The following is a 25,712-nucleotide window of genomic DNA, read 5'->3' as shown; positions in this document are numbered from 1 at the left end:
AAAAAGCGGACGACTCTATGGGGAGCAGGGAAAATCAGCGGTCCAGATAGCGATGGACCACCGCGTTGGCCTGGGAGACAGCCCGGGCCTCGTCCAGAGTGGTGAGCTCGCCCCGCTGGACCACGGGGACGCCGTTGACGATGGTATAGTCCACACTGCCCTTGAGGCCGACCGTGCCCAGCATGGACTTGGGGTCGAACTGGGCGCCCACCAGGGGGAGCTGCTCCAGATTGACCAGGAAGCAGTCGGCCGCCATGTTGGGAGCCAGATAGCCGATGTCGGTGCGGCCCAGGATCTGGGCGGAGCCCCGGGTGGCCATCTTGAGAAGGTCGTATCCGGTGGGGGCGTCCTGGCTGGAGTGGAGCCGGTGGAGCAGGTAGGCCACCCGCAGCTCCTCCAGCATGTCGCAGCCGTCGTTGGAGGCCGAGCCGTCCAGGGCCAGTCCCACCGGCACGTGGAGCCGGAGCATGTCGGGCACCCGGCACACACCGGAGGAGAGCTTCATGTTGGAGGCGGGGCAGTGGGCCACGCCGGTGCCGGTCTCGGCCAGGATGCGCAGCTCGTCGTCATCGAAGTGGATGCCGTGGGCGTACCACACGTCGGGGCCGGTCCAGCCCAGGCTTTCCATATAGGCCACCGGGCGCATGCCGAAGCGCTCCAGCGTGTAGCGCTCCTCGTCCTTGGTCTCGGCCACATGGGTGTGGAGGCGCACGCCCAGGGAGCGGGCCAGCTTGGCGCTCTCCCGCATGAGGTCACCGGTCACCGAGAAGGGGGAGCAGGGGGCCAGGGCCACCTGGTGCATGGAGAAGCGGGAGGCATCGTGCCAGGTGCGCACCAGACGCTCGGAGTCGGCCATGATGGCGTCGATGGACTGGACCACGCTGTCGGGGGGAAGACCGCCGTCCTTCTGGGACAGGTCCATGGAGCCCCGGGAGGCGTGGAAGCGCATTCCCAGGGTATCGGCGGCCCGGAACTGGGCGGCCACCAGGTCCCCGGCGTGGGCGGGGAAGACATAGTGGTGGTCAAAGCAGGTGGTGCAGCCGGTTTTCAGCATCTCGGCCATACCGGTGAGGGAGGAGTGGTAGACCACCTCCTCGTCCAGGTTTTTCCACACCTCGTAGAGGGTCTGGAGCCAGGCGAAGAGCTCCATCCGCTGGACCTCGGGCAGGTTGCGGGAGAAGATCTGATAGAGGTGGTGATGGGTGTTCACAAGGCCGGGATAGACCACCATGTCGGACGCGTCGATGGTCTGGTCGGCGTGCATCAGCTCGGGACCGATGTACTCGATGGCGTTGTCCCGGATGAAGAGGTTGGCGTGTTCCCAGAGGGTATCCTGGTCGTTGCAGGAGACGATATAACGGGCATTGCGGATGAGCAGTGTAGACATATCAAAGCCTCCAGTCTTAGGATACCTTTATCATACCATACAAATTTATAGGCTGCAAGAAAATAAAAAAGGCCCCGCCCGGCCGGGAGCGATCCACGGCGGAGCGGGGCGGGAGGTCACTGGATGGCGGTGACCTCGTAGCCGGCGTCGGTGACGGTCTGGGTGAGCAGAGCATCGGACACGTCGGCGGAGAGGGTGACGGTGGCGGATTTGCCCTCCAGGTCCATCACCACGGAAGAGACGCCCTCCAGAGCGGAGAGGGCCTTCTCCACCCGGCCGGTGCAGTGAGAGCACATCATGCCCTCGATGGTCAGTTTCTTTGTCATGGAAAACACTCCTTTGGTTGAGATTGGTTCCCCACATCCACAGGGGGTGTCAGCGGGAGCGGAGGGGGCGCTGGGGGAGAACCTGGGCTTGAACAGCCGCAGGCGCAGGGCGTTGCTCACCACGCACACCGAGCTCATGCTCATGGCGGCGGAGGCAAACATGGGGTTAAGCATTATATGGAACAGGGGGTACCACACACCGGCAGCCAGGGGAATGCCGATGATGTTGTAGATAAAGGCCCAGAAGAGATTCTGCTTGATGTTGCGGATGACCGATTTGGAGAGCTCCACAGCCGTGACCGCGTCCAGAAGGTCGCTCTTCATGAGCACGATGTCGGCCGACTCGATGGCCACGTCGGTGCCTGCACCGATGGCCAGGCCCACGTCGGCCCGGGCCAGCGCGGGGGCGTCGTTGATGCCGTCGCCCACCATGGCCACCTTCCGGCCCTGGCTCTGGAGGGCGGCCACCTGCCGCTCCTTGTCCTGGGGCAGAACCTCGGCGATGATCTCATCCACGCCCAGGCTGCGGCCCACCGCCTGGGCGGTGCGGGCGTTGTCGCCGGTGAGCATGACCACCCGGATGCCAAGGGCGTGGAAGCCCTCCACCGCGGCGGCGCTGGTGGGCTTGGGCAGGTCGGCCACGGCGATGATGCCCAGCAGTTCCCCATCCCGGGCGAAGAAGAGGGGCGTCTTGCCCTGGGCGGCCAATTCTTCTGCCTGTCCGGCGGCATTTCCCAGGGAAATGCCCTCGTCGGCCAAGAGGGCGGCGTTGCCTGCCAGGAACTGTCCGCCCTGGATCTCGCCCCGGATGCCCTTGCCGTGGAGGGCGGCAAAGCCGCTGACCGGGGCCAGGGGGATCTCCCGCTCCTGGGCGGCGGAGACGATGGCGGAGGAGAGGGGGTGCTCTGAGGGCTTTTCCAGGGAGGCGGCCACGCACAGCAGTTCCTCCTCGGTGGTATCCCCCAGGGGAAGGACCTCGGTGACCCGGGGCTTGCCCTGGGTGAGGGTGCCCGTCTTGTCCAGCACCACCGTGTCGATAGCGTGGAGGGTCTCCAGCGCCTGGGCGGATTTGATCAGGATGCCGTGTTCCGCGCCCTTGCCGGTGCCCACCATGATGGCCACGGGGGTGGCCAGACCCAGGGCGCAGGGGCAGGAGATGACCAGCACGGCCACCCCGGCGGTGAGGGCCCGGGCGATGTCGCCCCCGGTGACGGCCAGCCACACCAGGGCGGTGACCAGGGCGATGCCGATGACCACCGGGACAAAGACGCCCGCCACCCGGTCGGCCAGCTTGGCAATGGGGGCCTTGGAGGCCGAGGCCTCCTCCACCAGGCGGATCATCTGGGAGAGGGTGGTGTCCTCACCCACCCGGGTGGCCTCAAAGGTGAAGGTGCCCGACTGGTTGATGGAGGCGGCGGCCACCTTGGCGCCGGGGGCTTTTTCCACTGGGATGGACTCGCCGGTGAGGGCGCTCTCGTCCACCGAGGACCAGCCCTCCACCACCACGCCGTCCACGGGGACCCGGCCGCCGGGCTTGACCACGATGCGCTCGCCCACGGCCACCTCTTCCACCGGGACCTCCACCTCCGCGCCGTTCCGGAGGACGGTGGCGGTCTTGGGGGAGAGGTCCATCAGCCGGGAGATGGCCTGTCCGGTCTTGCCCTTGGAGCGGGTCTCCAGGAATTTACCCAGCGTGATGAGGGTGAGGATCATGCCCGCCGACTCCAGGTAGAGGTCCATGGACCACTTCTCCACCCGGGCGGCATCCCCGTGGCCCAGGCCCCAGGCGATCTGGTAGAGGGCGGCCACACCGTAGAGAACGGCGGCGGCCGAGCCCAGGGCGATGAGGGAGTCCATATTGGGGGCGCGCTTCCACAGGGTCTTGAAGCCCACCTTGTAGTATTTGTCGTTGATATACAGGATGGGCAGGACCAGCAGGAACTGGGTCAGGGCGAAGAGCATGGCGTTTTCCCGGCCGTGGAAGATAGCGGGGAGGGGCCACCCCATCATGTGGCCCATGGAGAGGTAGAAGAGCGGGATCAGGAAGCAGAAGGAGAGGATCAGGCGGAGCTTCATCTGCCGCAGCTCCTCGCCCAGGGTGTCAGGAGGCTGAGTCCCCTCCCGCCGGGCGGTTTTGGCCGCGCCGGGCAGAGAGGCGCCGTAGCCCGCGTCCACCACCGCCTTGACGATGTCAGCCGGGGTAACGGCGGTCTGGTCGTAATCCACCAGCATGGAGCCCGTCATCAGGTTCACGCTGACGGAGCGCACGCCCGCCACCTTACCCACGGCCTTTTCCACATGGGAAGAGCAGGCGGTGCAGGTCATGCCGGTCACATGGTATGTCTCTTTCATGGAGTCCTCCTCAGAAGGGATGCGGCGGGTCTCACCGGAGGATGCGGCCCAGGGTATCCACAAATTCGTCGATTTTCTGCTGGCGGTCGGCCTCGCTGGCGGCGTGCTTGACGCAGTGCTCCAGATGGGCGGCCAGGATTTCCTGGTTGACCCGCTTGAGCAGGGCCTCGGTGGCCATGACCTGGGTGGAGATGTCGATGCAGTAGCGGTCCTCCTCCACCATTTTGAGGATGCCGTCCAGCTGGCCCCGGGCGGTCTTGAGCAGCCGCTGGACCTTGGCGTGGTCTGCCATCATGGGGCAGCCCTCCTTTGTCAAAGTAATACCCCCCGGGGGTGGGGTGTAACTGGAGTATACCCCAAGAAGCAGGCGGTTGTCAAGGGGTAACCGCACAGAATCTTGACAAACATGTGTTACGGTGTATTATATAAGTAGAACACCTGTGGAGGTGAGAGACATGCAGTTTTCCACCAGTTCACCCATCTATCTTCAGGTCATGGACTGTATCAAGCGGGAGATCATATCCGGACGCCGCCGCCCGGGGGATCGGGTGGAGAGCGTGCGCACCCTGGCGGCCTTCTATGGCATCAATCTGAATACCATGCAGCGGGCCTGCTCGGAGCTGGAGCGTGAGGGGGTGCTGGTGACCCGACGGGGCGTGGGGTCCTTTGTCACGGAGGATCAGGAGCGGATCCATCGCCTGCGGGAGCATATGGCCGACGAACTGGTGGAGCACTTTCGCCGTGAGATGGCCGCGCTGGGCTTTACAGAGGAAGAGATGACCCTGCGTTTGCGAGGAGGGAAGCCATGAATATTCTGGAAGTAAAGGGACTCCACAAGAGCTTTGGGGACCGCCAGGTCTTGAACGGCTGTTCCCTGAAGGTGGGAGAGGGGCGCATCATCGGTCTGCTGGGGCCCAGCGGGGCGGGGAAGAGCACCCTGCTGCGCTGCATCGCGGGCCTGCTCCGGCCCGAGTGGGGGACCATCCGCCTGCGGGGGGAGGAGATCCGCCCCAAGGACCGGCCCCGCATCGCCTACCTGGCGGACCACACCCTGCTCCCCGGGGGGCTCTATGTGCGGGATGCCTGTGCCTACTATCTGGACCTCTTTCCCACCACTGACCGGGAGCGGGTGTGGCGGGAGGTGGAGCGCCATCACATCCCGTGGGAGCGGCGGGTCCGGGACCTTTCCCGGGGAGAGGCGGAACAGCTGGAATTGCTCCTCCTGCTCCAGCGGGAGGCCGAGCTCTATCTGCTGGATGAGCCGCTGGGCGGCGTGGACCCAGTGACCAGAAGGGAGATCCTGCGGGAGCTGATGGACTCCATGGACGGCACGCGGAGTATCCTGCTCTCCACCCATCTGGTCCACGATATGGAGCCGGTGCTGGACGAGGCGGTCTTCCTCCGGCACGGGGCGGTGGCTCTCCACGCCCCTGCGGAGGAGATCCGGGCCGTCCACGGCTGCTCCGTGGAGGAGCACTACCTCCATGTGTTTGGAAAGGAGGGGACGGTATGAGAGGGCTGCTGCGCATCATCCGCTGGGAGTGGCATGGAAAATTGAACGGCCAGGATTTCTTTATCTGTGCGATCGTAGTTCTTATGCTGGCCTGCGTCAACGGGAGCGTGGTCAAGAGCGGAGAGTGGCGGTACAGCTTCCTGCTGCCCTTCCTGGGCCTTATCTGGGTCTTCTGGTCGGGGTATGTGTGGCTGCGCTGTGAGGAGCCGCTGGAGCGTCTGGCCGGTATCCCGCCCTGGCAGGCCGTGGGCGGCCGGCTCCTGTGCTGGGCGGCGCTCTTCAGCGCACTGGAGCTGGTGCGTCAGGTATCCCTCTATCTGGGCCTCCCGCCCTCCGCCAACCTTCCGGGAAATTGGCGCGAGCTGGGGCTTATCTGCCGGGAGAGCGCTGTGGGAACCCTCCTGGGGCTGCGGACCGGTATAAGTGTGGTGGTGCTGGGCACGGCGCTGAGCGAGATCTATCTGACGGTGCTGCTGCGCAACCGGATCCCTTGGATGGGGAACGAGGCGGGGAGTTGCAGTATGGGGGTATGGTTTGGGATCTACTGTGCTCTTTTCCTCGGCATATCGCTCTGTCGGATTTGGAGCTGGGGCGTGTGCTGGGCAACCTTGGCGGTGCTGGTGGCACTCTTCCCCCTGTGCTGCTGGCTCCTGGCAAAAAAACTCGAGTCGGAGACCCGGTAGAGGAAGTTCCTGCGCCGGACGTTTGAAACTGAAAAGCGGCGGGCCGAAACCTCGGCCCGCCGCTTTCGCATGGGATACGGGAGATCAGGTGTGCTGGCCCGCAGTGGTGGTGTCCCGGAACAGGAGGGAGATGCACCACAGGGAGGCAAGCCCCACCAGAGCAAAGATGATGCGGCTGAAGGTGGCGCCCTGGCCGCCAAACAGGAAACCGACCAGGTCGAACCCAAAAATGCCGATGCTGCCCCAGTTGATGCCGCCGATGATGGCCAGCGTCAGGGCGAGTTTGTCAATGAACATAGTCAAAAAGACCTCCTCAAACTTCGGATTCCAGGATTAGCTTGACCGTTCCGCCGCCGATTATGCAAAAAATTTGAATTTGAGGGGGCTTACCCGTTGGAGGAAGGGGGAAGATGGGCCTCCAACCAGGCGAGCACGTCGGCGTAGACCTCTTCCCGGTTGCGCTCGTTGAGCATTTCGTGCCGCCCCTCCGGGTAGAGCTTCAGCGTGAGGTCCCGGACGCCGGCATCCCGGAAGAGTCCGGCCACCTTGCGCACCCCCGCTCCGCTGCCCCCCACGGGGTCCCGGTCTCCGGAGAAGAGGAGCACAGGGGTGTCCGGGTCCATGTGCTTCAGGTTGGCGGGGCTGCCGATGAACTGAAGGCCCCCCATCATATCCCGGAACATCCCCACGGTGGGGACAAACTGACACAGGGGATCGGCGTTGTAGGCGTCCACCACGGCTTCGTCCCGGCTGATCCAGTCGTTGGCGGTGCGGTTGGGCCGGAACTGGCGGTTATAGGCCCCCAGGGAGAGGGAGGTCACCAGCTTGCTGCGGGTATTGCTCCCCCGCACTGCGCAGAGCAGGGAGGAGATGGCCTTACCGAAGGCCACCAGGGGGGCGCTCTCCTGGCCGGTCCCCGAGAGGATGCAGCCGTCCACCATCCCCGGCCAGCGGATGAGACAGGTCCGGGCCACAAAGGAGCCCATGGAGTGCCCCAGCAGGAACCATGGCAGGCCGGGGAAGTGTTCCCCCTCCCGCTCCCGCAGGGCGTGTACGTCCCGGGCCAGATAGTCCCAACCATTGCGCTCGCCCAGGAAGCCGTATTCCCCGGGACCGGCTGCGGTCCGGCCGTGGCCCAGGTGGTCGTGTCCGCACACGGCGAATCCATGTTCATTCAGAAAACGGGCAAAATGGTCATACCGGCCCATGTGTTCCGAGATTCCGTGGACCAGCTGGACCACCGCCCGGGGCGGCGCGGAGGGGGTCCACTCCACCGCCTGGACGGTGTGGAGGCCGTCGCTGGAGGGGAAGGAAACGGATTGGAAGTTTGTCATGGAACTGTCACTCCTTTTGTGGTAAAATAGGGAGGCGAAGATATCACCTGCCCATGTCTTTGGGTGGAGAACAAGGCCCCCGGCGGGTCCCTCCCCCGGGCAGAGGCAACCTGGAAAGGAAGTGCGATGCATGCATGTCATCGACCGTTTTTTGAAGTACGTCTCCTATGATACCCAGTCCGATGAGAACTCTTCCACCGTGCCCACCACGGAGAAGCAGAAGGTACTGGGCAGCGCCCTGGCGGCCGAGCTGGCCCAGATGGGGCTCCAGAACGCCCACATGACCGAGCAGGGCTATGTGTACGCCTGGCTGCCCGCCACCCCCGGGTGTGAGGGGATCCCCTGCATGGGGCTCATCGCCCATATGGACACCTCGCCCGACGCGCCGGGCGGTGGAGTTCAGGCCCGGATCGTCCGCTACGAGGGCGGGGACATCGTGCTCAACCAGGAGAAGGGCATCGTCATGCGCGCCAGTGAGTTTGAGAGCCTGGAGAAGTACGTGGGGAAGGATCTGATCGTCACCGACGGCACCACTCTGCTGGGGGCGGACGACAAGGCGGGCGTGGCGGAGATCGTCTCGGCCATGGAGTATCTCACCGCCCATCCGGAGATCCCCCACGGCCGCATCGCGGTGGGCTTCACCCCCGACGAGGAGGTGGGCGCGGGCGCCGACTGCTTCGACATCGAGGGATTCGGCGCGGCGGTGGCCTACACGGTGGACGGCGGCGAGCTGGGCGAGCTGGAGTATGAGAACTTCAACGCCGCCGGGGCCAAGGTGGTCGTCCACGGCGTCAACATCCATCCGGGCTCTGCCAAGAACAAGATGAAGAACGCCCTGCTCATCGGCCACGAGTTTGTCTCCCTCCTGCCCCCCGCTGAGACTCCCGCCCACACGGAGGGCTACGAGGGCTTCTACCACCTCTCCAACATGGCGGGGGATGAGACCCGGACCGAGCTGAGCTACATCATCCGGGACCACGACCGCCCCCGCTTTGAGGACCGGAAGCGGACCATGGAGCGCACCGCCGCCTATCTCAACGACAAGTACGGCGCGGGCACGGTGGAGCTGGAGCTGAAGGACCAGTATTACAACATGCGGGAGAAGATCGAGCCCCACATGTACCTGGTCCTCAAGGCCCGGGCAGCCATGGAGGCCTGCGGGGTCACCCCGCTGGAGGTGCCCATCCGCGGCGGTACCGACGGGGCCCGCCTCTCCTACGAGGGCCTGCCCTGTCCCAACCTGTGCACCGGCGGCGTGAACTTCCACGGCGTCCACGAGTACATCCCCACCTTTGCGCTGGAGAAGATGGTGGAGGTGCTGGTGCGCCTGGTGACCGCGGAGGGATAACCGGAGCAATCCGAAATGGTGAAAAAGGCTTCCCGCAAGGCAGATGCGGGAAGCCTTTTTGTTATCCCAGGGCCTTCTCGAAGCAGACCTGCGTCTGGGTGGTGCCGCAGGCAAACTGGAAGGAGACACGGCCCGCCTCCTGGTAGCCCAGCTTCTCATAGAACTTCCGGGCGGGCAGGTTGCCCTCATAGGTATCCAGGCGGACGGCCTTGCAGCCCATACCGGCGGCCAGGCCCTCGGCAAAGGCCATCAGATTCCGGCCCAGGCCATGGCGGGTGATGACGGGATGGACCGCCAGAGTGTGGACCACCAACACCTCACCCCGCTTGGCGGGAACGGTCCACGCCGCATTGGCGTATTCCGCGGGCTGGACCTGGTCGAACACGGCGCAGGAGGCCACGTCGCCCCCCTGAATGTCCACATAGAGGGTACCGGCCTTCCCGGCCTCCCGGGCGTCCTCCCGGAGGGGATAGACCCCACGCCGCCAGCTGGTATCGCACTGTCCGGTCTGTTCTTCCCGGCGGAAGATGGCGTCGTAGAGCTCTTCGATGCCGTCCAAATCGCTGGGGATGGCTTTACGTATCATAGGTGACACCCCTTTTTCTGGATGAGTTGCCTTTTTTCTTCCTCTCCAGTATAATGAAAGGACGCAAAAAAGTCAAATGAGAAACCGATGACCGGGGCACAGGCCCCAAAAGGAGCGATTTCATGTCCAAAACACTGGTGTTGGCGGAAAAACCCTCGGTGGGCCGGGAACTGGCCCGGGTGCTGGGCTGTACGAAGAGCGGAGAGGGCTGTCTGGAGGGTGCGGAGTACATCGTCACCTGGGCCCTGGGCCATCTGGTGGAGCTCTCCGCCCCGGAGGAGTACGACAAGGCGTGGCAGAAGTGGGACCTCCTCACTCTGCCCATGCTGCCCGAACCGATGAAGACGGCGGTCATCCCCCAGAGCGCCCGGCAGTTCCGGGCGGTGCGGGCCCTGCTCCACCGGGGGGATGTGAAGGAACTGGTCATCGCCACCGACGCGGGCCGGGAGGGGGAGCTGGTGGCCCGCTGGATCCTGGAGAAGGCCGGGTGGAAGGGTCCCACGAAGCGGCTGTGGATCTCCTCCCAGACCGACCGGGCCATCCGGGAGGGCTTTGCCCATCTGCGGCCGGCCGCGGAGTATGACAATCTCTTCTACTCCGCCCGGGCCCGGAGCGAGGCCGACTGGCTGGTGGGCCTCAATGTGACCCGGGCCCTCACCTGCAAGTATAACGCCCAGCTCTCCGCCGGGCGAGTGCAGACCCCCACCCTGGCCCTCATCGTGGACCGGGAGGAGGCCATCCGCTCCTTCCGGCCCCGGGAGTTTGACACCCTCCAGATCCGGCTGGAGGGCTTCACCGCCACCTGGCGGGACGGGCAGGGACAGGCCCGTATCTTCGACCGGGAGAAAGCCCGGGCCCTGGCCGGGCGTCTGGCGGGGAAGGAGGCGGTCATCCGCTCCCTCCAGCGCAAGCGCCGGGAGGTGCCGCCCCCCGCCGCCTACGACCTCACGGAGCTCCAGCGGGACGCCAACCGGAAGTACGCCTACTCGGCGAAAGAGACCCTGTCCATGATGCAGTCCCTCTATGAGAACCACAAGGTGCTCACCTATCCCCGTACCGACTCCCGCTACATCTCCCAGGATGTGGTGCCCACGCTGCCCGAGCGCATCACCTCGGTGGCGGTAGACGAGTACCGGGACCTGGCCCTCTCCATCCGGCGGCAGCGGCCCCTCCAGACGAAATATCTGGTGAACGACGCCAAGGTCTCCGACCACCACGCCATCATCCCCACCGAGGAGCAGGTGGAGCTCTGGCGGATGTCGGGGGGCGAGCGCAACATCTACGATCTGGTGGTGCGGCGCTTCCTGGCGGTTTTGCTCCCACCCTGTGTGTATGAGGAGGTCCGCCTCAGCCTGGAGGTGGACGGCGAGACCTTTACCGCCCGGGGAAAGGTGATGGTGGAGCCGGGCTGGCGCGCCGCCTATGACCGCTCCTTCTCGGACCTGGACCAGGAGGAGGACGAGGACGAGCGGGAGCAGGCCCTTCCGGTTCTGCGGGAGGGGGAGCGCTTCCCGGTGGGCGAGGTGCGCCTGCGCCCCGGACAGACGGCGCCCCCGGCCCGGTACACCGAGGCCACCCTCCTCACCGCCATGGAGCACCCGGGAAGCCAGGTGGAGGACCGGGAGGAGAGCCGTATCCTGGAGGAGACGGGCGGTCTGGGCACCCCGGCCACCCGGGCGGACATCATCGAGAAGCTCTTCTCCTCCTTCTACGTGGAGCGGCGGGGGAAGGAGATCGTCCCCACCTCCAAGGGCGTCCAGGTGGTGAAGCTGGCTCCCGCCGACCTGCGCTCGGCAGCCCTGACGGCCCGGTGGGAGGGCCGCCTGGGGGCCATCGCCCAGGGCAAGGAGCGGGAGGCTCACTTTGTGGAGGAGATGCGGCAGTACGCCAGCCACCTGGTAAGCGAGGTCAAGGCCAGCGACGCCTCCTACACCCACGACAACCAGACCCGGACCCCCTGCCCCGACTGTGGGAAGTACCTGCTGCGGGTCAAGACCAAGCGGGGGGAGATGCTGGTGTGCCCCGACCGGGAGTGCGGCTACCGCCGGAGCGTGAAGCAGACCACCAATGCCCGCTGTCCCAACTGCCACAAGCGGATGGAGCTGCGGGGCGAGGGGGAGAAGCAGATGTTCGCCTGTGTGTGCGGCTACCGGGAAAAGCTCTCCGACTTCAAAAAGCGCCGGGAAAAGGCGGGGGGCGGCAAGCGGGATGTGCGCCGCTACCTGGAGCAGCAGGCCCGGCAGGAGGAGACGGGGAACTCCGCCCTGGCCGCCCAGTTGGCCAAGTGGATGGAACAGAATCGATCGTAACGAGAGAAGAAGCGAAATGACAGGAGGTGTTCTGCGTGCAGCAACGACTGGCACAGGAGTTTTCCTTTCCTGAGCTGCTGCGCTTTGCCTTTCCGTCCATCGTGATGATGGTCTTTGTATCCCTGTATACCATCGTGGACGGATTGTTTGTATCCAATTTCGTGGGACCGGAGGCCGTGGCCGCCCTGAACCTGGTCTACCCGGTCCAGGGCGTGGCATTGGCCATCGGCATCATGTTTGCCACCGGCGGCAGCGCGCTGGTGGCCATCCGGATGGGCCAGGGGCGCAATGAGGAGGCCCGCAGTGCCTTCACCCTGATTTTAGTGACCTCGGTCACCCTGTCACTGGCGGTGACGGTGCTGACGCTGACCAATCTGGAGTCCCTCTGCCGCTGGCTGGGCGCGGAGGGGGAGACGCTGGTTTACAGTGAGGTCTATCTGGGGACGTTGATCTGCTTTATCCCGGTGGGCGCCATCCAGCTCTTCTTTCAGAGCTTTTTTGTGACGGCGGGGCGCCCCAAGCTGGGGTTGGTCATGAACATCGGGGCGGGCGTCTTCAACATCGTGTTTGACTACCTGCTGGTAGTGCCCGGCGGGATGGGAGTGCAGGGAGCCGCCCTGGCCACCGGCGGAGGCTACTGCATCCCGGCCATCGGCGGACTCATTTTCTTCTGGCGCAACCGGAACGGCCTGTGCTTCCGGCGGCCCAAATGGGACGGCCGTCTCCTGCTCCAGACCTGCGCCAACGGCTCCTCGGAGATGGTGACCAACCTCTCCAGCTCGGTGACTACCCTGCTGCTGAACTTCTACACCCTGCGCTTTGCCGGGACTGACGGGGTGGCGGCCATCACGGCGGTCTTTTACTGCCAGTTCCTGATGACCTCCATGTTCATGGGCTTTTCCATGGGCGTGAGTCCGGTGATCTCCTACCACTACGGGGCGGAGAACCGGGATTATCTGCGGCGCACGGTGCGGCGGTGCGGCAGCTTTGTGCTCCTCTCCTCGGCAGCAGTGTGGGTCATCTCCCTTCTGGGGGTCACCGGGATCGTCAGCGCCTTTTTCCGGCCGGGCACGGCGGTCTTTGCCATGGCGGTGCGGGGCTTCCGCATCTTTGTGACGGGATTTTTGGGCGCGGGGATCAATATTTTTGCCTCGGCCCTCTTCACCGCCATCGGAGACGGCAAGAACTCTGCCCTCATCTCCTTTTCCAGGACCCTCTTTTTTGAGGTGCTGGCCATCGTAGTGCTGGGATATTTCTTTCAGATGCACGGCGTTTGGATGGCCGTCCCGGCGGCCGAGTTCATCACCGTGGGCGTGGTGGGCCTGTGCACCATAAGACTCCGGCGGGAGAACCTGCTCTGATCGAAACACAGAAAAGAATGGCCCCTCAGCAGAAGCAAGTTGCTCTGCTGAGGGGCCATTTTGCGTCTTATTGCAGGTGTTCCGGGCCGAAGGACATGGGGAGAAGCTCTTCCAGCGTGGTCTCGATGACCTCCTCCTCACTGCGGGCGATATAGACTTTCATCCCGGGCAGGGCAAATTCCCGCAGGAATTGCCGGCAGATGCCGCAGGGATAGGCATAACCCCGCTCCTCCGGAGGGGCGTCCTCGGGGAAACCGGCCACGGCGATGGCGGAAAAGCGCTGCTCGCCCTCATAGACCGCCCGGAGCGCAGCGGTGCGCTCGGCGCAGATGGTGCCGCCGTAGGAGGCGTTTTCCACGTTGCAGCCCTGATAGACCTTCCCGGAGGAAGTCAGAAGGGCGGCCCCCACGCGGAAGTGGGAGTAGGGGACATAGCTGCGGGCCCTGGCCTCCAGGGCCAGGCGTACCAGTTCCTGCTTGTTCATAGAGCGCTCCTTTCGTCGATGGCGTGCAAACTCCTGCCGATTAGCCGGGAGGCCAGGTCATATCCCGTCCCGCCAGCACATGGAAGTGCAGGTGGTGGACGGACTGGCCGGCCTGCTCGCCGCAGTTGGAGACCACACGGAAGTCGGTGATCCCCAGGTCATGGGTCACCTTGGAGATGACCTCGAAGATATGGGCCACCACCGGGGCGTTCTCCCCGTTGATCTCCCCGCAGGAGCCGATGTGGGCCTTGGGAATGACCAGGAAGTGGGTGGGAGCCTGGGGGTCGATGTCGTAGAAGGCATAGACCTGTTCGTCTTCATAGACCTTGTTGGACGGGATCTCGCCCGCCGCGATCTTGCAGAACAGACAATCGCTCATAGAATAACCCTCCTTTGAACAGAAGATGGATGGGGGAAAGGACGCTTACAGTCCCAGCTTGCTGGCATCAAGGTTTTGCACCGGTTGGTGCAAAACGCTTGGAACGCCGCAGGGGCGGCGGGGCTGGATGACGCCCCTGCGGCAGAGTAGGAAGCGTGTGTCTTACAGTCCCAGCTTACCGGCGACGAAGTCGTCCACCGCAGCCAGGGCGTCATCCAGCTTGAGCACGTTGGAGCCGCCGCCCATGGCGGAGTCGGGCTTGCCGCCGCCCTTGCCGCCGCAGATGGCGGTGACGTGCTTGATAATGTCGCCGGCCTTGAAGCCCTTCTGGACGGCCTCCTTGCCGCAGACGGCCAGGAAGGTGATCTTTTCGCCGTTGACGGAGGAGAGCACGGCCACCACGTTGGGCTGCTTGTCCCGGAGGAGGTCGCCCATCTGGCGCAGCTTGTTGGCGTCGGCATCGGGCAGGGTGGCGGTGAGGACCTTCAGCTCGCCCACGCTGTGGCCGCCCAGCAGGAAGCGCTCGGTCTCACCGGCGGCCTCCTTGGCCTTGTACTTCTCCACCAGGTGGCGCATCTGGCGCAGCTCCTCCATGGTCTGCTCCGCCTTTTCCCGCAGCTCGCCGGGCTTGGTCTTGAGGATGGCAGCGGCCTCAAAGAGCCGCTCTTGGTTGCGGTTCATGACCTCCAGGGACTTCAGGCCCGTGGTGGCCTCGATACGCCGCACGCCGGAGGCCACGGAGAACTCGCTGTTGATGTGGAACACGCCCACCTTGGCGGTGTTGTCCAGATGGGTGCCGCCGCAGAACTCCACGGAGTAGCCGCCCATGTCCACCACGCGCACGGTGTCGCCGTACTTCTCACCGAAGAGGGCCTTGGCGCCGGTCTTTTTGGCCTCGTCCAGGCTCATCTCGTTGGTAACCACGGGATAGCCGTGGAGGACCGACTGGTTGACCAGCTCGGAGACCTTGCCCAGCTCCTCGGGGGTCATGGCGGAGAAGTGGGTGAAGTCAAAGCGGAGGAAGTCGGGCTCCACCAGAGAGCCGGCCTGGTTGACGTGGTCGCCCAGGACGATCTCCAGCGCCCGCTGGAGCAGGTGGGTGGCCGAGTGGGCACGGGCCAGGGCCTGACGGCGCTCCACATCGATGGAGGCGGTCACGGTGTCTCCCACCTTCAGGGCGCCGGCCTTGACCACGCCGGTGTGCATATACTTGCCGCCCTTGTTCTTCTGGACATCGTGGACCTCGAAGAGGGCGGAATCGGTCTTGATGACGCCGTGGTCGGCGATCTGGCCGCCCATCTCCGCGTAGAAGGGGGTCTGATCCAGCACCACGATGGCCTCGGCGCCGGTGCCCACCTCGTCCCGCAGCTCTTCCTCAGCCACCAGAGCCAGGATCTGGCCCTGGGCCTCGGTCTGGGTATAGCCCACAAACTGGGTGGCGGGCATGTCCTTGCCGAACTCGATGCCGGCCCAGCCCAGGTCGCCCAGCGCCTCACGGGCCTTGCGGGCGCGGACACGCTGCTCCTCCATGAGGGCCTTGAAGCCGGCCTGGTCCACGGTCATGCCGGCCTCTTCCACCATCTCGATGGTCAGGTCGATGGGGAAGCCGTAGGTATCGTACAGCTTGAAGGCGTCGGCGCCGGAGAAGACGCTCTCCCCCTTCTCCTTGTGACCGGCGAGCATATCGTCAAAGATGCGCATGCCGCCGTCGATGGTCTTGGCGAAGTTCTCCTCCTCCACCCGGATGATCTTGGTGATATAGGCCTGACGCTCCCGCAGCTCGGGGTAGTGGCCCTCGTTCTCCTGGATGACGGTGTCGCAGACCGTGTAGAGGAAGGGATCGTTCACGCCCAGGAGCTTGCCGTGGCGGGCAGCCCGGCGGAGCAGGCGGCGCAGCACGTAGCCCCGGCCCTCGTTGGAGGGGAGCACGCCGTCGCAGATCATGAAGGTGGCGGAGCGGATGTGGTCGGTGATGACCCGGAGGGACACGTCCTTCTCCCGGCTCTGGCCGTAGCTGGCCCCGGTGATCTCGGTGACCTTGTTGGTGATGTTCATGACGGTGTCTACGTCGAAGAGGGAATCCACGTCCTGGCACACCACGGCCAGGCGCTCCAGGCCCATGCCGGTGTCGATGTTCTTCTGCTTGAGCTCGGTGTAGTGGTTCTCGCCGTCGTTGTCGAACTGGGAGAACACCACGTTCCAGACCTCCATATAGCGGTCGCAGTCACAGCCTACCGTGCAGCCGGGCTTGCCGCAGCCGTACTTCTCGCCGCGGTCGTAGTAGATCTCGGAGCAGGGGCCGCAGGGGCCGGAGCCGTGCTCCCAGAAGTTGTCCTCCTTGCCGAACTTGAAGATGCGCTCGGCGGGGATGCCAATCTCCTCGTTCCAGATGCGGAAGGCCTCGTCGTCGGCGGGGGTGGTCTCATTTCCGGCAAAGACGGAGGGGTAGAGACGGTTGGGGTCCAGGCCCACCCACTCAGGGGAGGTCAGGAACTCCCAGGCCCAGTGGATGGCCTCCTTCTTGAAGTAATCGCCGAAGGAGAAGTTGCCCAGCATCTCAAAGTAGGTGCCGTGGCGGGCGGTGTGGCCGATGTTCTCGATGTCGCCGGTGCGGATGCACTTCTGGCAGGTGGTCACACGGTGACGGGGGGGCTCCTGCTCGCCGGTGAAGAAGGGCTTCATGGGCGCCATGCCGGAGTTGATGAGGAGAAGGCTGGCGTCATTCTGAGGGATGAGGGAAAAGCTGGGGAGACGGAGATGGCCCTTGGTCTCAAAGAACTTGAGGAACATCTCGCGGAGTTCGTTGACTCCATACTGCTTCATGGGAAGGACCTCCAAAGAAAAGATATGGGTGGGATGAAAAAACCGCCCCTGGCGCTGGCCAGGGGCGGAAAAGTTCCACGGTACCACCCTGATGATCCCCTGATCGGGGACCTCTCATTCGCCCGGTAACGGGGGCGGGACGTTCCGCTCGTCGCGGACGGCTCAGGAGTGGCGTGCGAAAACCGGTCCGCCGAGGGCTTGCACTCTCCCCTCTCGCTTCCAGACGCCGGAATTCCGCTTGGCTCCGTCAAAGCCTTACAACTTGATTACGGAGTAATTTTATCACACTTTTCCACAATGTCAACCGTCAAAGCGACCGATTTACGCCTGATCTGCGGTCCAGCTCTGGATCAGGCGGAAGAGATCGTCGTCAAAGCAGGTGCGGTAGACCGTCCGGCCGCAGACCAGCTCGCCCCGGTCAGAGAGGATCATGCTGTAAGAGGTGTTCTCCGTGGCGAGGACCAGATGGTACGCGCGCTCATCATAGGCGCGGAAGCCGCCGTCCCAGAGAGAGACCCAGCGGACCCAGGTCTGGGGAAGTTCTTCCTCCAGGGCCTGAATCTGCTCGGGAGAACAGGCCAGTTCCCCGATCTCGGCGGAGCCGGACAGGAGGAGGACCTTGCAGAAGGTGATCTCCTGTCCTCCGTCCGGCAGCACATCGGACAGCCGCCTGGGACGCAGAAGGAGAACCAGTGCCAGGACCGCCAGGAGGATCAGAACGAGGATGAGAGGACGCCGGGATTTTTTCATACGATTCCCTCCCCTAAAAATGGTTCCGCACAGGAGCTCCGCCACGGTTTGAATGGATCGATTTTGTCTTTTAATTATATCTGATTTTTTGTAAGGGGTCAATTATTCCGATTTTGGGCGGGGCGAAAGAGCGCCAGCAGGCTGCTCTCCCGGCGGGCGGCGGAGAAGCGCTGCCCGGTGAGGAGGTAGCAGACCACCGGAATGGAGGCGGCGATACTCACTCCCACCACGCACCCGGCCAGAATGGCCAGATAGAGGAGTACCTGGTCGGGGATGGTATCCACCGTGTCGTGGAGGAGGACATACCAGAGATGCTGCATCAGGTTGATGGCCTTGGGGTGGGCCAGGTAGACCCCGAAGGAGATGCCGGAGAAATAGGTCATTACCCGTCCGCTCTCCCGCTGTGAGAGGTAGGAGCGGGCCAGCAGGAAGAGAACCACCGAGAGCAGGGCGGCAAAGAGATTGAGATAGCTCTTGAAGGTCTCGTCATAGACGCCGGAAGAATCGGTGCGCCAGGCGGTCCCGGCGGCGATGAGGATATAGAGGACCCCTGCCGCGGCCCAGAGCGCCCGGCGGGAGGGGAGATGCTCCATGCGCTCCAGCGCGGCCCCCAGGAGAAAATAGCCCAGATAGCCGCCCACAAAGATCAGGTTGAAGCTCCCGTGCTCGGTCAGGGCAGTACGCCAGAACCCCACGGGGAGGAAGGCCCGCAGGGTGCGCAGGCCCAGCACCAGCACGAACCAGAGCCCCAGCAGATACCGCCACAGAACCGGGGTGAGCCCGTCGGCCATCTCTTTCAGAAGGGGAGCCAGCAGGTACATGGGCACCAGCGCGTAGAGGAACCAGTAGGGGACCACCACCGGATTGTGCAGGAGATTGCCCAGCAGGGAGGCGGCTCCCGCCGGGTCGCCCCGGGCGGTGAGCAGGATGATGAGCCCCGACCAGGCCAGCAGGGGGAGGAGGATCTTGGGCAGGCGCTTTTTCAGCACCACGCCGGGATCGGCGGTCTCGGGCCGGGACAGGAGCAGGGCCCCCGAGAGCATGAAGAAGAGGGGGACGGCAGTGGTGGCCAGGGCGGTGATGAGGTTGGAGAAGTGCCACACCGCCGCGTTTTCCGGATGGCGCAGGGCCCCCGCCGCCGTGTGGAGATAGACCACGCCGAACATGGAGAGCACCCGCATCAGATCATAGTCAAAGCGGCGCTTGACGGTCACGGTTCACTCACCTGCCTTCTCAGAAGAGAGAGCGCGGGAGCGGGGTGGGGGAGCTGGAGGGTGAACTTCATCTGCGGGGTGCGGGGCTCCTCCAGAGGAAAGCCGTCAGAGTCCGCCATGACCGGGACCTGGAAGGAGACCGGCTCCAGACCGGGGCCGATGAGCTCCAGGGTGTCCCCGGCGCGGAACTTGTTGCGCAGAGAGCACACCGCCCGGCCGTCGGGAGCACAGGACTCCACCACGGCGCAGACCTGGTAATCCCGGATGTAGCGGGCATCCTCGGTGAACTGCCCCGGCTGGCCGAACCAGAAGCCGGTGGAGTAGTGGCGGTGGCTCACCTTTTCCACCTCATCCCGCCACACGGGGGAGAGAGGCACACCGGCCTGGGCCGCGTCCACCGCGTGGCGGTAGGCGCTGGTGATGACAGCGGCGTAGTAGGCCGACTTGGCCCGGCCCTCGATCTTGAGGGAGTCCACCCCCGCCTCCATCAGCTCCGGGATGTGGTCGATCATGCACATGTCCCGGCTGTTCATGATGAAGGTCTCGCCGTTCTCCTCGTAGACGGGGAAGTACTCGCCGGGGCGCTTTTCCTCCATCAGGGCGTATTTATAGCGGCAGGGCTGGGCACAGGCGCCCCGCTGAGCGTCCCGGCCCGTCATGTAGTTGGAGAGCAGGCACCGGCCCGAGTAGCTCACGCACATGGCGCCGTGGACAAAGGCCTCGATCTCCAGCTCCCTGGGCGTCTTGGCGCGCAGCTCGGCCACCTCCTCCAGGGAGAGCTCCCGAGCCAGAATGACCCGGTCGGCACCCAGATCATGCCAGGCCCGGGCCACTTCGTAGTTGGTGACCCCTGCCTGGGTGGAGACATGGCGCTTGAGGCCGGGGGCGTGCTTTCCAGCCAGGGCGAACACGCCCAGATCGGCCATGATGACGGCGTCCACCCCGGCGTCCGCGATGAGCTCCAGCCAGGCGGGGAGCCGGCTTACCTCATCGTTGCGGGGCATGGTGTTGCAGGTCACATGGACCTTGACGCCCCGGGCGTGGCAGAAGGCCACCGCCTCCCGGAGCTGGTCGGGGGTAAAGTTGCCGGCGAAGGCCCGCATACCGAAGTCACTTCCGGCCAGATAGACCGCGTCGGCGCCGTAGGTCACGGCCATGCGCAGGCGCTCCATATCTCCGGCGGGGGAGAGCAGTTCGATTGACATAGTACCATCCTCTCTGTTTCTTGTGGTGCAGGAAGAACGGCGGACACGGCTGGCCGTGTCCGCCGCTTGAGCGCAGTGGTGCGTGTTACTGGGAGGTCTGATAGCGCTCCTGGCTGGCGATAAAGCGCTGATGCTCCTTGTAGGTCTTGAAGAAGGAGTGGGTGCCGTCATCGCCCAGGGCGTAGTAGTAATAGTTGGTATCCGCGGGGTAGAGGGCAGCGCGCAGGGCGTCAATGCCGGGACAGGAGATCGCCGTGGGGGGCAGGCCCTTGTGGGTAGAGGTGTTGTAGGGCGTGTCCGCGTTGGTGTCCACCACGGTCCCGCCGGTGGCGTAGAGGATCGTGGCGTCGATGTTGAGGTAACCGGCGGTCTCGCTGGTGGGATTTTCAAGGCGGTTATAGATGACCGAGGCGATCTTGGTCTGGTCGGTACCGTCGGTCTCCTTCTCGATCATGGAGGCGATGGTGACGATCTCTCCCACCGTGTAGCCGCGGTCGGCGGCGTCCTGCCGCATCTCGTCGGTAAACATCTCGTCAAAGCGCAGGATCATCTTGTTCAGGATCTGCAGGGGGTCACCGCCCATATAGAAGGTATAGGTATCGGGGAAGAGATAGCCCTCCAGCCGGTGGTAATCGCCGGTGGGCAGATCCTTGAGGAAGGAGTATTTGAACTGGTGGTTGGCCGCCTCCTCCTGGAGCTTGGCCGCCGTGGAGACCCCTTCCTTCTCCAGCAGGGCGAAGATCTGGTCCAGAGTCATGCCCTCGGTGATGGTGACTGTGACCTCCTTCCGGCTGGAAGAGCCCTTGCCCATGTTGCTGATGAGGGCGTGATAGTCCATATCGGTATCCAGCTCATAGGTGCCGGCGGTGATCTTATTGTCCTTCTCCGCGCCGGTAAAAGAGGCAAAGAGCTTGAAGAGGAATTTGTACTCGATCAGGCCGTTGTCCTTCAGGGTGTCGGCCACCTGGTCCAGGGAGGTATTTTCCTCAATGGTGACGGTGGCGGCGTGCTCGGGCTTATTGAGGGCCAGCACATCGCAGGCGGCCACCCAGCCAAACGCCGCCAGCAGCGCCGAGATGCCGATGACGAAGATCACATAGAGCATGGCTCCATAGGGACCAAAGCGCCCCTTGCGCTTCCCTCTGGGGCGGTTGGGCCGGGAGGGGCCGGAATCCCGGGAGGGCGGTGTGGTGCGGGAGGATGCGGTGCTGCGGGAGCCGGAAGCAGACGAGGTCCGGCGGCGGGTCTCCCCCCCGCTCTGCAAGTGGGAGGGGGTATATCTGCGTCCCTGGACCCGCCGTCCCGGCGAGCGTTCATATTCCTGTGACATGGATTCAACTCCTAACTGTACCGCCGCGCCGGCGGGGCACGGCGGCCGGACCTCCGCCGGAGGGGCGGAGAAAACGGTGAAACGAGACCACGATCGGCATGCACCTGTGGCAGCCTTACCACATAGTATGGGTCAGTTCGGGCGAAGGCAAACCACCGACGCCCAGAAAAGGTGAGGTGTATCTACTTATGTGTGGAAACAACAATGGATTTGGCGGCGGAAACTGCATGTGGATCGTGATCGTGATTCTGGTACTGTGCTGCTGCTGCGGTGGCGGCAGCGGGATGGGATGGAGCGGCAACAGCGGCGGTTGCTGCTGCGGCGGAAACCGGATGCATAACGGCTGCTGCGGCGAGAGCTGCTGCGGAGACAGCTGCTGCTGAGCGGAGAGCAGCCTGAAACAAGCGGGGAATTTCCCCGCTTGTTTCTTTTTGCATCAAAGGGCGGCGGGACCGAAGGTCTCCTCCTCGGTGAGGACCAGGTCCACCGGCGCATCGTGTTCCTCCCGGGGGACTGCATCCAGCAGGAAGCAGGACCGGCACAGGGCCACGGTAAAGGCCTTCGTCTGGGGAAGATAGCGGTCATAGTAGCCGCCCCCCTGGCCCAGCCGATAGCCCCGGCGGTCAAAGGCCAGGCCCGGGACCAGGACCAGATCGATCTCCCCGGGGGAGACCACGGGGCGGTCGGGCCCCGGTTCCAGCATGCCGTAGCGGTGGCGCACCAGGGGGAGGGACGGGTCGTAGACCCGTGCGTCCATGATTCCGGGCGCGTCGGCACAGCGGGGGAGGAGGAGCCGCTTGCCCCGGGCAATCAGCTGGGGCAGCAGGCGGAGGGTATCCAGCTCGGCCCCCATGCCGCAGTAGAGCAGCAGGGTGTCCGCCCGCTCCACGGCGGGAAGGGAGAGGAAGCGGGCAAAGAGGGCTTCATCGCTCTCATGCCGCTCCTCCGGCGTGAGGGCCTTCATCTGCGCGCGGATGGTCCGGCGCAGGGCGGCCTTTTGTTCATCCATGGTAGTGCACCGCCTGGGCTACGGCCTGGGCGGCGGGCGCGCCGGCCAGGACCTCGATCAGCTTGAGACCGAAGGGGAAGGCGGAACCAGCGGCCTGGGCGGTGACGATATGGCCGTCCACCACCACGCGGGCGCCCCGCTCCACCACGGAGGAGCCCATTTCATCCTCCATGCCGGGGTAGCAGACCGCCTTCCGGCGGTCCAGCAGGCCCATACCGGCCAGGATGGTGGGCGCAGCACAGATGGCGGAGAGCCAGATGCCCCGGTCATAGGCCCCCTGGATGAGGCCGAGGGCGGGGATGCTGTTCTGAATGACCTCCACACCGCCCAGTCCGCCGGGGAGAAGGAGCATCTTGGCCCGCTCCAGATCCACATCGGCCAGGGACAGGTCGGCGGCGACCTGGATGCCGTGGCCGCCGGTGACGGTCATGCCGTCCACGCCCACCAGGGCGGTCTCAATGCCGGCGCGGCGGAGCAGATCGGCGGGGACAAGTGCCTCGGCCTCTTCAAAGCCGGTGCCAAGCAGAATGTAAACCATAGGAAAACCTCCTCGTTTCGATTCAGGTTGGATCGGATACCATGGGGGAGAGGATCTCCCAGAGCTGATGGTGGAGCGACTCGATGGTGCGAAGGGAGCCGTCGGCCTCCGTACAGGGGATGACCTTCCACCCCAGCACCGGGGCGGCGGCCAGGGCCGTGCGGCGGCACAGGGCCAGATACTCCGGGTCCACCTCGTGGATGTCGCCGGAGGTGTGGGTGCTGGCCTCCCGGCTGCGCAGGAGGGTCAGGGCCTGCTGGGTGGGCATGTCCAGATAGAGCACCAGATCGGCCCGGGGGAGCCCCAGCTTGGTGTGCTCAAAGTCATCCAGCCAGCGGAAAAACTCCTCCCACTGGTGGGGAGGCAGCTTGCAGGCCTGGTGGACGGCGTTGGAAGTGCTGTACCGGTCGGAGAGGACCAGTCCGCCCCCCTCATAATAACTCCCCCACACCTTTTTCCAGGAGGCGTAGCGGTCCACCGCGAAAAAGGCGGAGGCGGCATAGGCGTTCACGTCGGAGGGGTGGGTGCCGAACTCCCCGCCCAGATACATCCGGATGAGGGCGGAGGAGGGCTCGCTGTACTGCGGAAAGACCAGACGCTGGAAGGGACGGCCCTCCTGCTCCATCCGCTGACACAGACGGGCAAACTGGGTGGACTTGCCCGAGCCGTCGGTCCCTTCGAATACAATTAGTTTACCAGACAATGAGGATTCCTCCCATTTACTTGCCGCGCAGGCGCGCCCCCGCCGCCTGGAAGAGGACCAGGGGGAGCTTGGCCATGCGGTTGATGCGCTTGGGATCTTTGATGAGACGGTAGAGCCACTCCATTCCGGCCTTCTGCCAGGCCTCGGGGGCGCGCTCTGTCTGTCCGGCGAACACGTCCAGCGCGCCGCCCAGGCCCACCATAAACTTGGCGCCGGTGGCGGGGCCGTTCTGCGCCATCCAGAGCTCCTGCTTGGGCGCGCCCAGGCAGACCAGGACCACGTCGGGCTCAGCCTCCCGCACGGCCTGGATGACGGGCGCATCCTCCTTGAAATAGCCGTCATGGGTGCCGCACACGGTCAGGCCGGGGTGCCGCTGGCGCAGGTTGACGGAAGCCATCTCGGCGATGCCGGGCTTGGAGCCCAGCAGGAACAGCCGCTTGCCGTGCTGTGCCATCCAGGCCATGAGCCCGTCGGCAAAATCGATGCCCGGGACCCGTCCGTTCAGCGGACGCCCCAGGATCTTGGAGGCATAGACCACGCCGATGCCGTCGGGCATGGAGAGATCGGCCTGATTGAGCACGGTGCGGAAGGCCTCGTTTTTCTGAGCGGCCAGCAGGAATTCGGGGTTGGGTGTGACGGCATAGTGGAACCCACCGGCCTCGATGAGGGAAGCGGCGGTATGGACCATCTCCTCGGGGGAGAGGGTGTCGAAGCCTACACCCAGTATGTCAGTTTTCAAAATAAAAGACCTCCGATAAGGATCATTTTGTGCTCCCCATTGTAACACAACCGCCGGGAGAAGTCTATGAAAAAACCATTAAGACCGGTGCACCAGCGGGAAAACAGGGCTTGACAAGGGAGAGGAAGGTCATTATAATGAATATAACCTTGGACCGAGAGGTATTTTTTTAAACCTCTTTACTTTAGCACATAAAAGCATAAGTGTGCTAAAGCGAACCATGAGATGATGGAGGAGCTTGCAATGAAATATCTGCCGAAATTGACTGCCATGGCGCTCTCCGTGGCGATGGCGGCCTCCCTGGCCGCCTGTTCCAGTTCCGATCCGTCCGCCTCTCCCGCCCAGAGCGCGGGGGGAGACACCGGTACCCAGGGTGGGCAGGACAGCTACACCATCGGCGTGTGCCAGCAGATGCAGCACGAGGCGCTGGATGCGGCCACGCAGGGCTTCCAGGACGCCCTGAAGGAAAAGCTGGGCGACCAGGTGGAGATCAAGGTGGAGAACGCCTCGGGCGACTCCAATAACTGCAATACCATCGTGGGCAGCTTTGTCTCCAACGGCGTGGATCTCATCATGGCCAACGGCACCACCGCCCTCCAGGCGGCGGCCTCTGCCACCGAGGATATTCCCATTCTGGGCACCTCCATCACCGAGTACGGCGTGGCCCTGGGCCTGAACGACTTTGACGGGGTCACCGGCTTCAACGTCTCGGGTACCTCCGATCTGGCCCCGCTGGATGAACAGGCCGCCATGCTCCAGACCTGGTTCCCCGACGCGGAAAAGGTGGGCCTGCTCTCCTGCTCCGCCGAGCCCAACTCCGCCTATCAGGTCAGCGCGGTGCAGGGCTACCTGGAGGAGATGGGCTATACCTGCACCAGCTACACCTTCTCCGACTCCAATGATCTGGCGGCTGTGGCCGAGTCGGCCTGTGCCGCCGAGGATGTCCTCTACATCCCCACCGACAACACCGCCGCCCAGAACGCCGAGCTGATCGGCAACATCGCCCTGGCGGCCAAGACCCCCATCATTGCCGGTGAGGAGGGCATCTGCCGTGGCTGCGGCGTGGCCACCCTGACCATCAGCTACTATGACATCGGCTACGCCACCGGCGAGATGGCCTATGAGATCCTGGTCAACGGCAAGGATCCCGCCGAAATGGCCATTGAGTACGCGCCCCAGTTCACCCCCAAGTACAACCCGGCCATCTGCGAAGAGCTGGGCCTCACCCCGCCCGAGGGATATGAGGCTATCGAGTAATCTGTCCCCCGCATAAAATCCAAAAGCAGCGGAACGTCCGTTTCCGCTGCTTTTGGGCGCATTTCCGCGATTTAAGGAGGAG

24 protein-coding genes and 1 pseudogene are annotated in these 25,712 nt (G+C 64.3%); 8 read left to right on the top strand and 17 right to left on the bottom strand.

Going from position 1 to position 25,712, the window contains the following annotated elements; all coding sequences use genetic code 11:
* Positions 1-34: 34 nt before the first annotated feature.
* From H8S34_RS06135 to H8S34_RS06125, 3 genes are all read right to left on the bottom strand, one after another.
* Complete coding sequence (locus tag H8S34_RS06135; protein ID WP_186963328.1) at positions 35-1,387, bottom strand: 8-oxoguanine deaminase; 1,353 nt, start codon at positions 1,385-1,387, stop codon at positions 35-37.
* A gap of 116 nt (positions 1,388-1,503) precedes the next feature.
* Positions 1,504-4,065: a heavy metal translocating P-type ATPase gene (locus H8S34_RS06130; RefSeq protein WP_186963327.1), complete on the bottom strand. Its 2,562-nt coding sequence runs from the start codon at positions 4,063-4,065 to the stop codon at positions 1,504-1,506.
* A gap of 31 nt (positions 4,066-4,096) precedes the next feature.
* Positions 4,097-4,360, bottom strand: coding sequence for a metal-sensing transcriptional repressor (locus H8S34_RS06125; protein WP_101691134.1), 264 nt, complete (start codon positions 4,358-4,360; stop codon positions 4,097-4,099).
* A gap of 160 nt (positions 4,361-4,520) precedes the next feature.
* Here H8S34_RS06125 and H8S34_RS06120 point away from each other — a divergent pair, with 160 nt between their 5' ends.
* The 3 genes from H8S34_RS06120 to H8S34_RS06110 are packed head-to-tail and all read left to right on the top strand — an operon-like array spanning position 4,521 to position 6,261.
* Positions 4,521-4,874: a GntR family transcriptional regulator gene (locus tag H8S34_RS06120; protein ID WP_101691135.1), complete on the top strand. Its 354-nt coding sequence runs from the start codon at positions 4,521-4,523 to the stop codon at positions 4,872-4,874.
* A complete protein-coding gene (locus tag H8S34_RS06115; RefSeq protein ID WP_186963326.1) occupies positions 4,871-5,578 on the top strand; it encodes an ATP-binding cassette domain-containing protein in 708 nt (235 codons plus the stop codon). Before H8S34_RS06120 ends, H8S34_RS06115 begins: the two co-directional genes overlap by 4 nt.
* Entirely contained in the window at positions 5,575-6,261 is a 687-nt protein-coding gene (locus tag H8S34_RS06110; protein WP_186963325.1) for a hypothetical protein, read from the top strand. Before H8S34_RS06115 ends, H8S34_RS06110 begins: the two co-directional genes overlap by 4 nt.
* 84 nt (positions 6,262-6,345) lie before the next feature.
* Here H8S34_RS06110 and H8S34_RS06105 read toward each other — a convergent pair whose 3' ends face one another.
* Entirely contained in the window at positions 6,346-6,558 is a 213-nt protein-coding gene (locus H8S34_RS06105; protein WP_101691138.1) for a DUF378 domain-containing protein, read from the bottom strand.
* 89 nt (positions 6,559-6,647) lie between these two features.
* Positions 6,648-7,595, bottom strand: a complete 948-nt coding sequence (locus tag H8S34_RS06100; RefSeq protein WP_101691139.1) for an alpha/beta hydrolase — start codon at positions 7,593-7,595, stop codon at positions 6,648-6,650.
* Between the two features lie 130 nt (positions 7,596-7,725).
* Here H8S34_RS06100 and pepT point away from each other — a divergent pair, with 130 nt between their 5' ends.
* Positions 7,726-8,943 (top strand): peptidase T, encoded by a 1,218-nt coding sequence (pepT, locus tag H8S34_RS06095; protein WP_186963324.1) that lies wholly within the window; start codon positions 7,726-7,728, stop codon positions 8,941-8,943.
* A gap of 61 nt (positions 8,944-9,004) precedes the next feature.
* Here pepT and H8S34_RS06090 read toward each other — a convergent pair whose 3' ends face one another.
* Complete coding sequence (locus H8S34_RS06090; protein ID WP_101691141.1) at positions 9,005-9,529, bottom strand: GNAT family N-acetyltransferase; 525 nt, start codon at positions 9,527-9,529, stop codon at positions 9,005-9,007.
* Positions 9,530-9,651: 122 nt separating this feature from the next.
* On the opposite strand from H8S34_RS06090, the gene H8S34_RS06085 reads away from it, so the two are divergent.
* Together H8S34_RS06085 and H8S34_RS06080 are read left to right on the top strand one after the other, a co-directional pair.
* The gene (locus H8S34_RS06085) at positions 9,652-11,838 is read left to right on the top strand and encodes a DNA topoisomerase III (protein ID WP_186963323.1); all 2,187 of its coding nucleotides are present in this window, start codon (positions 9,652-9,654) and stop codon (positions 11,836-11,838) included.
* A gap of 35 nt (positions 11,839-11,873) precedes the next feature.
* Complete coding sequence (locus H8S34_RS06080; protein WP_101691143.1) at positions 11,874-13,199, top strand: MATE family efflux transporter; 1,326 nt, start codon at positions 11,874-11,876, stop codon at positions 13,197-13,199.
* Positions 13,200-13,266: 67 nt separating this feature from the next.
* On the opposite strand, the pseudogene H8S34_RS06075 reads toward H8S34_RS06080, so the two are convergent.
* From H8S34_RS06075 to mltG, 7 genes and pseudogenes are all read right to left on the bottom strand, one after another.
* A pseudogene (locus H8S34_RS06075) lies at positions 13,267-13,704 on the bottom strand (cytidine deaminase); the annotation flags it as partial.
* 19 nt (positions 13,705-13,723) lie between these two features.
* Positions 13,724-14,062, bottom strand: coding sequence for a histidine triad nucleotide-binding protein (locus H8S34_RS06070; protein WP_101691145.1), 339 nt, complete (start codon positions 14,060-14,062; stop codon positions 13,724-13,726).
* Positions 14,063-14,224: 162 nt separating this feature from the next.
* Positions 14,225-16,885, bottom strand: a complete 2,661-nt coding sequence (gene alaS, locus H8S34_RS06065; RefSeq protein ID WP_186963321.1) for an alanine--tRNA ligase — start codon at positions 16,883-16,885, stop codon at positions 14,225-14,227.
* A 321-nt stretch (positions 16,886-17,206) separates the two neighbouring features.
* Positions 17,207-17,635 carry a hypothetical protein gene (locus H8S34_RS06060; RefSeq protein ID WP_186963320.1) on the bottom strand — a complete coding sequence of 143 codons (429 nt, stop codon included), beginning with the start codon at positions 17,633-17,635 and terminating at the stop codon, positions 17,207-17,209.
* A gap of 98 nt (positions 17,636-17,733) precedes the next feature.
* On the bottom strand, positions 17,734-18,849 hold the full coding sequence (locus H8S34_RS06055; RefSeq protein ID WP_366485707.1) for an acyltransferase: 1,116 nt from the start codon (positions 18,847-18,849) through the stop codon (positions 17,734-17,736).
* Positions 18,846-20,054, bottom strand: a complete 1,209-nt coding sequence (locus H8S34_RS06050; RefSeq protein ID WP_186963319.1) for a peptidase U32 family protein — start codon at positions 20,052-20,054, stop codon at positions 18,846-18,848. The genes H8S34_RS06055 and H8S34_RS06050 overlap by 4 nt, the downstream gene beginning before the upstream one ends.
* An 85-nt stretch (positions 20,055-20,139) precedes the next feature.
* Positions 20,140-21,384 (bottom strand): endolytic transglycosylase MltG, encoded by a 1,245-nt coding sequence (gene mltG, locus H8S34_RS06045; RefSeq protein ID WP_186963318.1) that lies wholly within the window; start codon positions 21,382-21,384, stop codon positions 20,140-20,142.
* Between the two features lie 188 nt (positions 21,385-21,572).
* Here mltG and H8S34_RS06040 point away from each other — a divergent pair, with 188 nt between their 5' ends.
* Positions 21,573-21,767, top strand: coding sequence for a hypothetical protein (locus tag H8S34_RS06040; protein ID WP_101691149.1), 195 nt, complete (start codon positions 21,573-21,575; stop codon positions 21,765-21,767).
* Between the two features lie 53 nt (positions 21,768-21,820).
* On the opposite strand, the gene H8S34_RS06035 is transcribed toward H8S34_RS06040, so the two are convergent.
* The 4 genes from H8S34_RS06035 to H8S34_RS06020 are packed head-to-tail and all read right to left on the bottom strand — an operon-like array spanning position 21,821 to position 24,373.
* Entirely contained in the window at positions 21,821-22,393 is a 573-nt protein-coding gene (locus H8S34_RS06035) for a 5-formyltetrahydrofolate cyclo-ligase (protein ID WP_101691150.1), read from the bottom strand.
* Entirely contained in the window at positions 22,386-22,931 is a 546-nt protein-coding gene (locus H8S34_RS06030; protein WP_186963317.1) for a DJ-1 family glyoxalase III, read from the bottom strand. Before H8S34_RS06030 ends, H8S34_RS06035 begins: the two co-directional genes overlap by 8 nt.
* Positions 22,932-22,953: 22 nt before the next feature.
* Complete coding sequence (locus H8S34_RS06025; protein ID WP_186963316.1) at positions 22,954-23,634, bottom strand: dTMP kinase; 681 nt, start codon at positions 23,632-23,634, stop codon at positions 22,954-22,956.
* Between the two features lie 16 nt (positions 23,635-23,650).
* Positions 23,651-24,373 carry a WecB/TagA/CpsF family glycosyltransferase gene (locus tag H8S34_RS06020; protein ID WP_101691153.1) on the bottom strand — a complete coding sequence of 241 codons (723 nt, stop codon included), beginning with the start codon at positions 24,371-24,373 and terminating at the stop codon, positions 23,651-23,653.
* 243 nt (positions 24,374-24,616) lie between these two features.
* Here H8S34_RS06020 and H8S34_RS06015 point away from each other — a divergent pair, with 243 nt between their 5' ends.
* Positions 24,617-25,630, top strand: a complete 1,014-nt coding sequence (locus H8S34_RS06015) for an ABC transporter substrate-binding protein (RefSeq protein WP_186963315.1) — start codon at positions 24,617-24,619, stop codon at positions 25,628-25,630.
* Positions 25,631-25,712: the final 82 nt, after the last annotated feature.

Source organism: Pseudoflavonifractor hominis (assembly GCF_014288125.1).
Lineage (GTDB): Bacteria > Bacillota > Clostridia > Oscillospirales > Oscillospiraceae > Pseudoflavonifractor_A > Pseudoflavonifractor_A gallinarum.
Note: the sequence above shows the minus strand (reverse complement) of the source record. Positions and strands in the feature narration are given on the sequence as shown.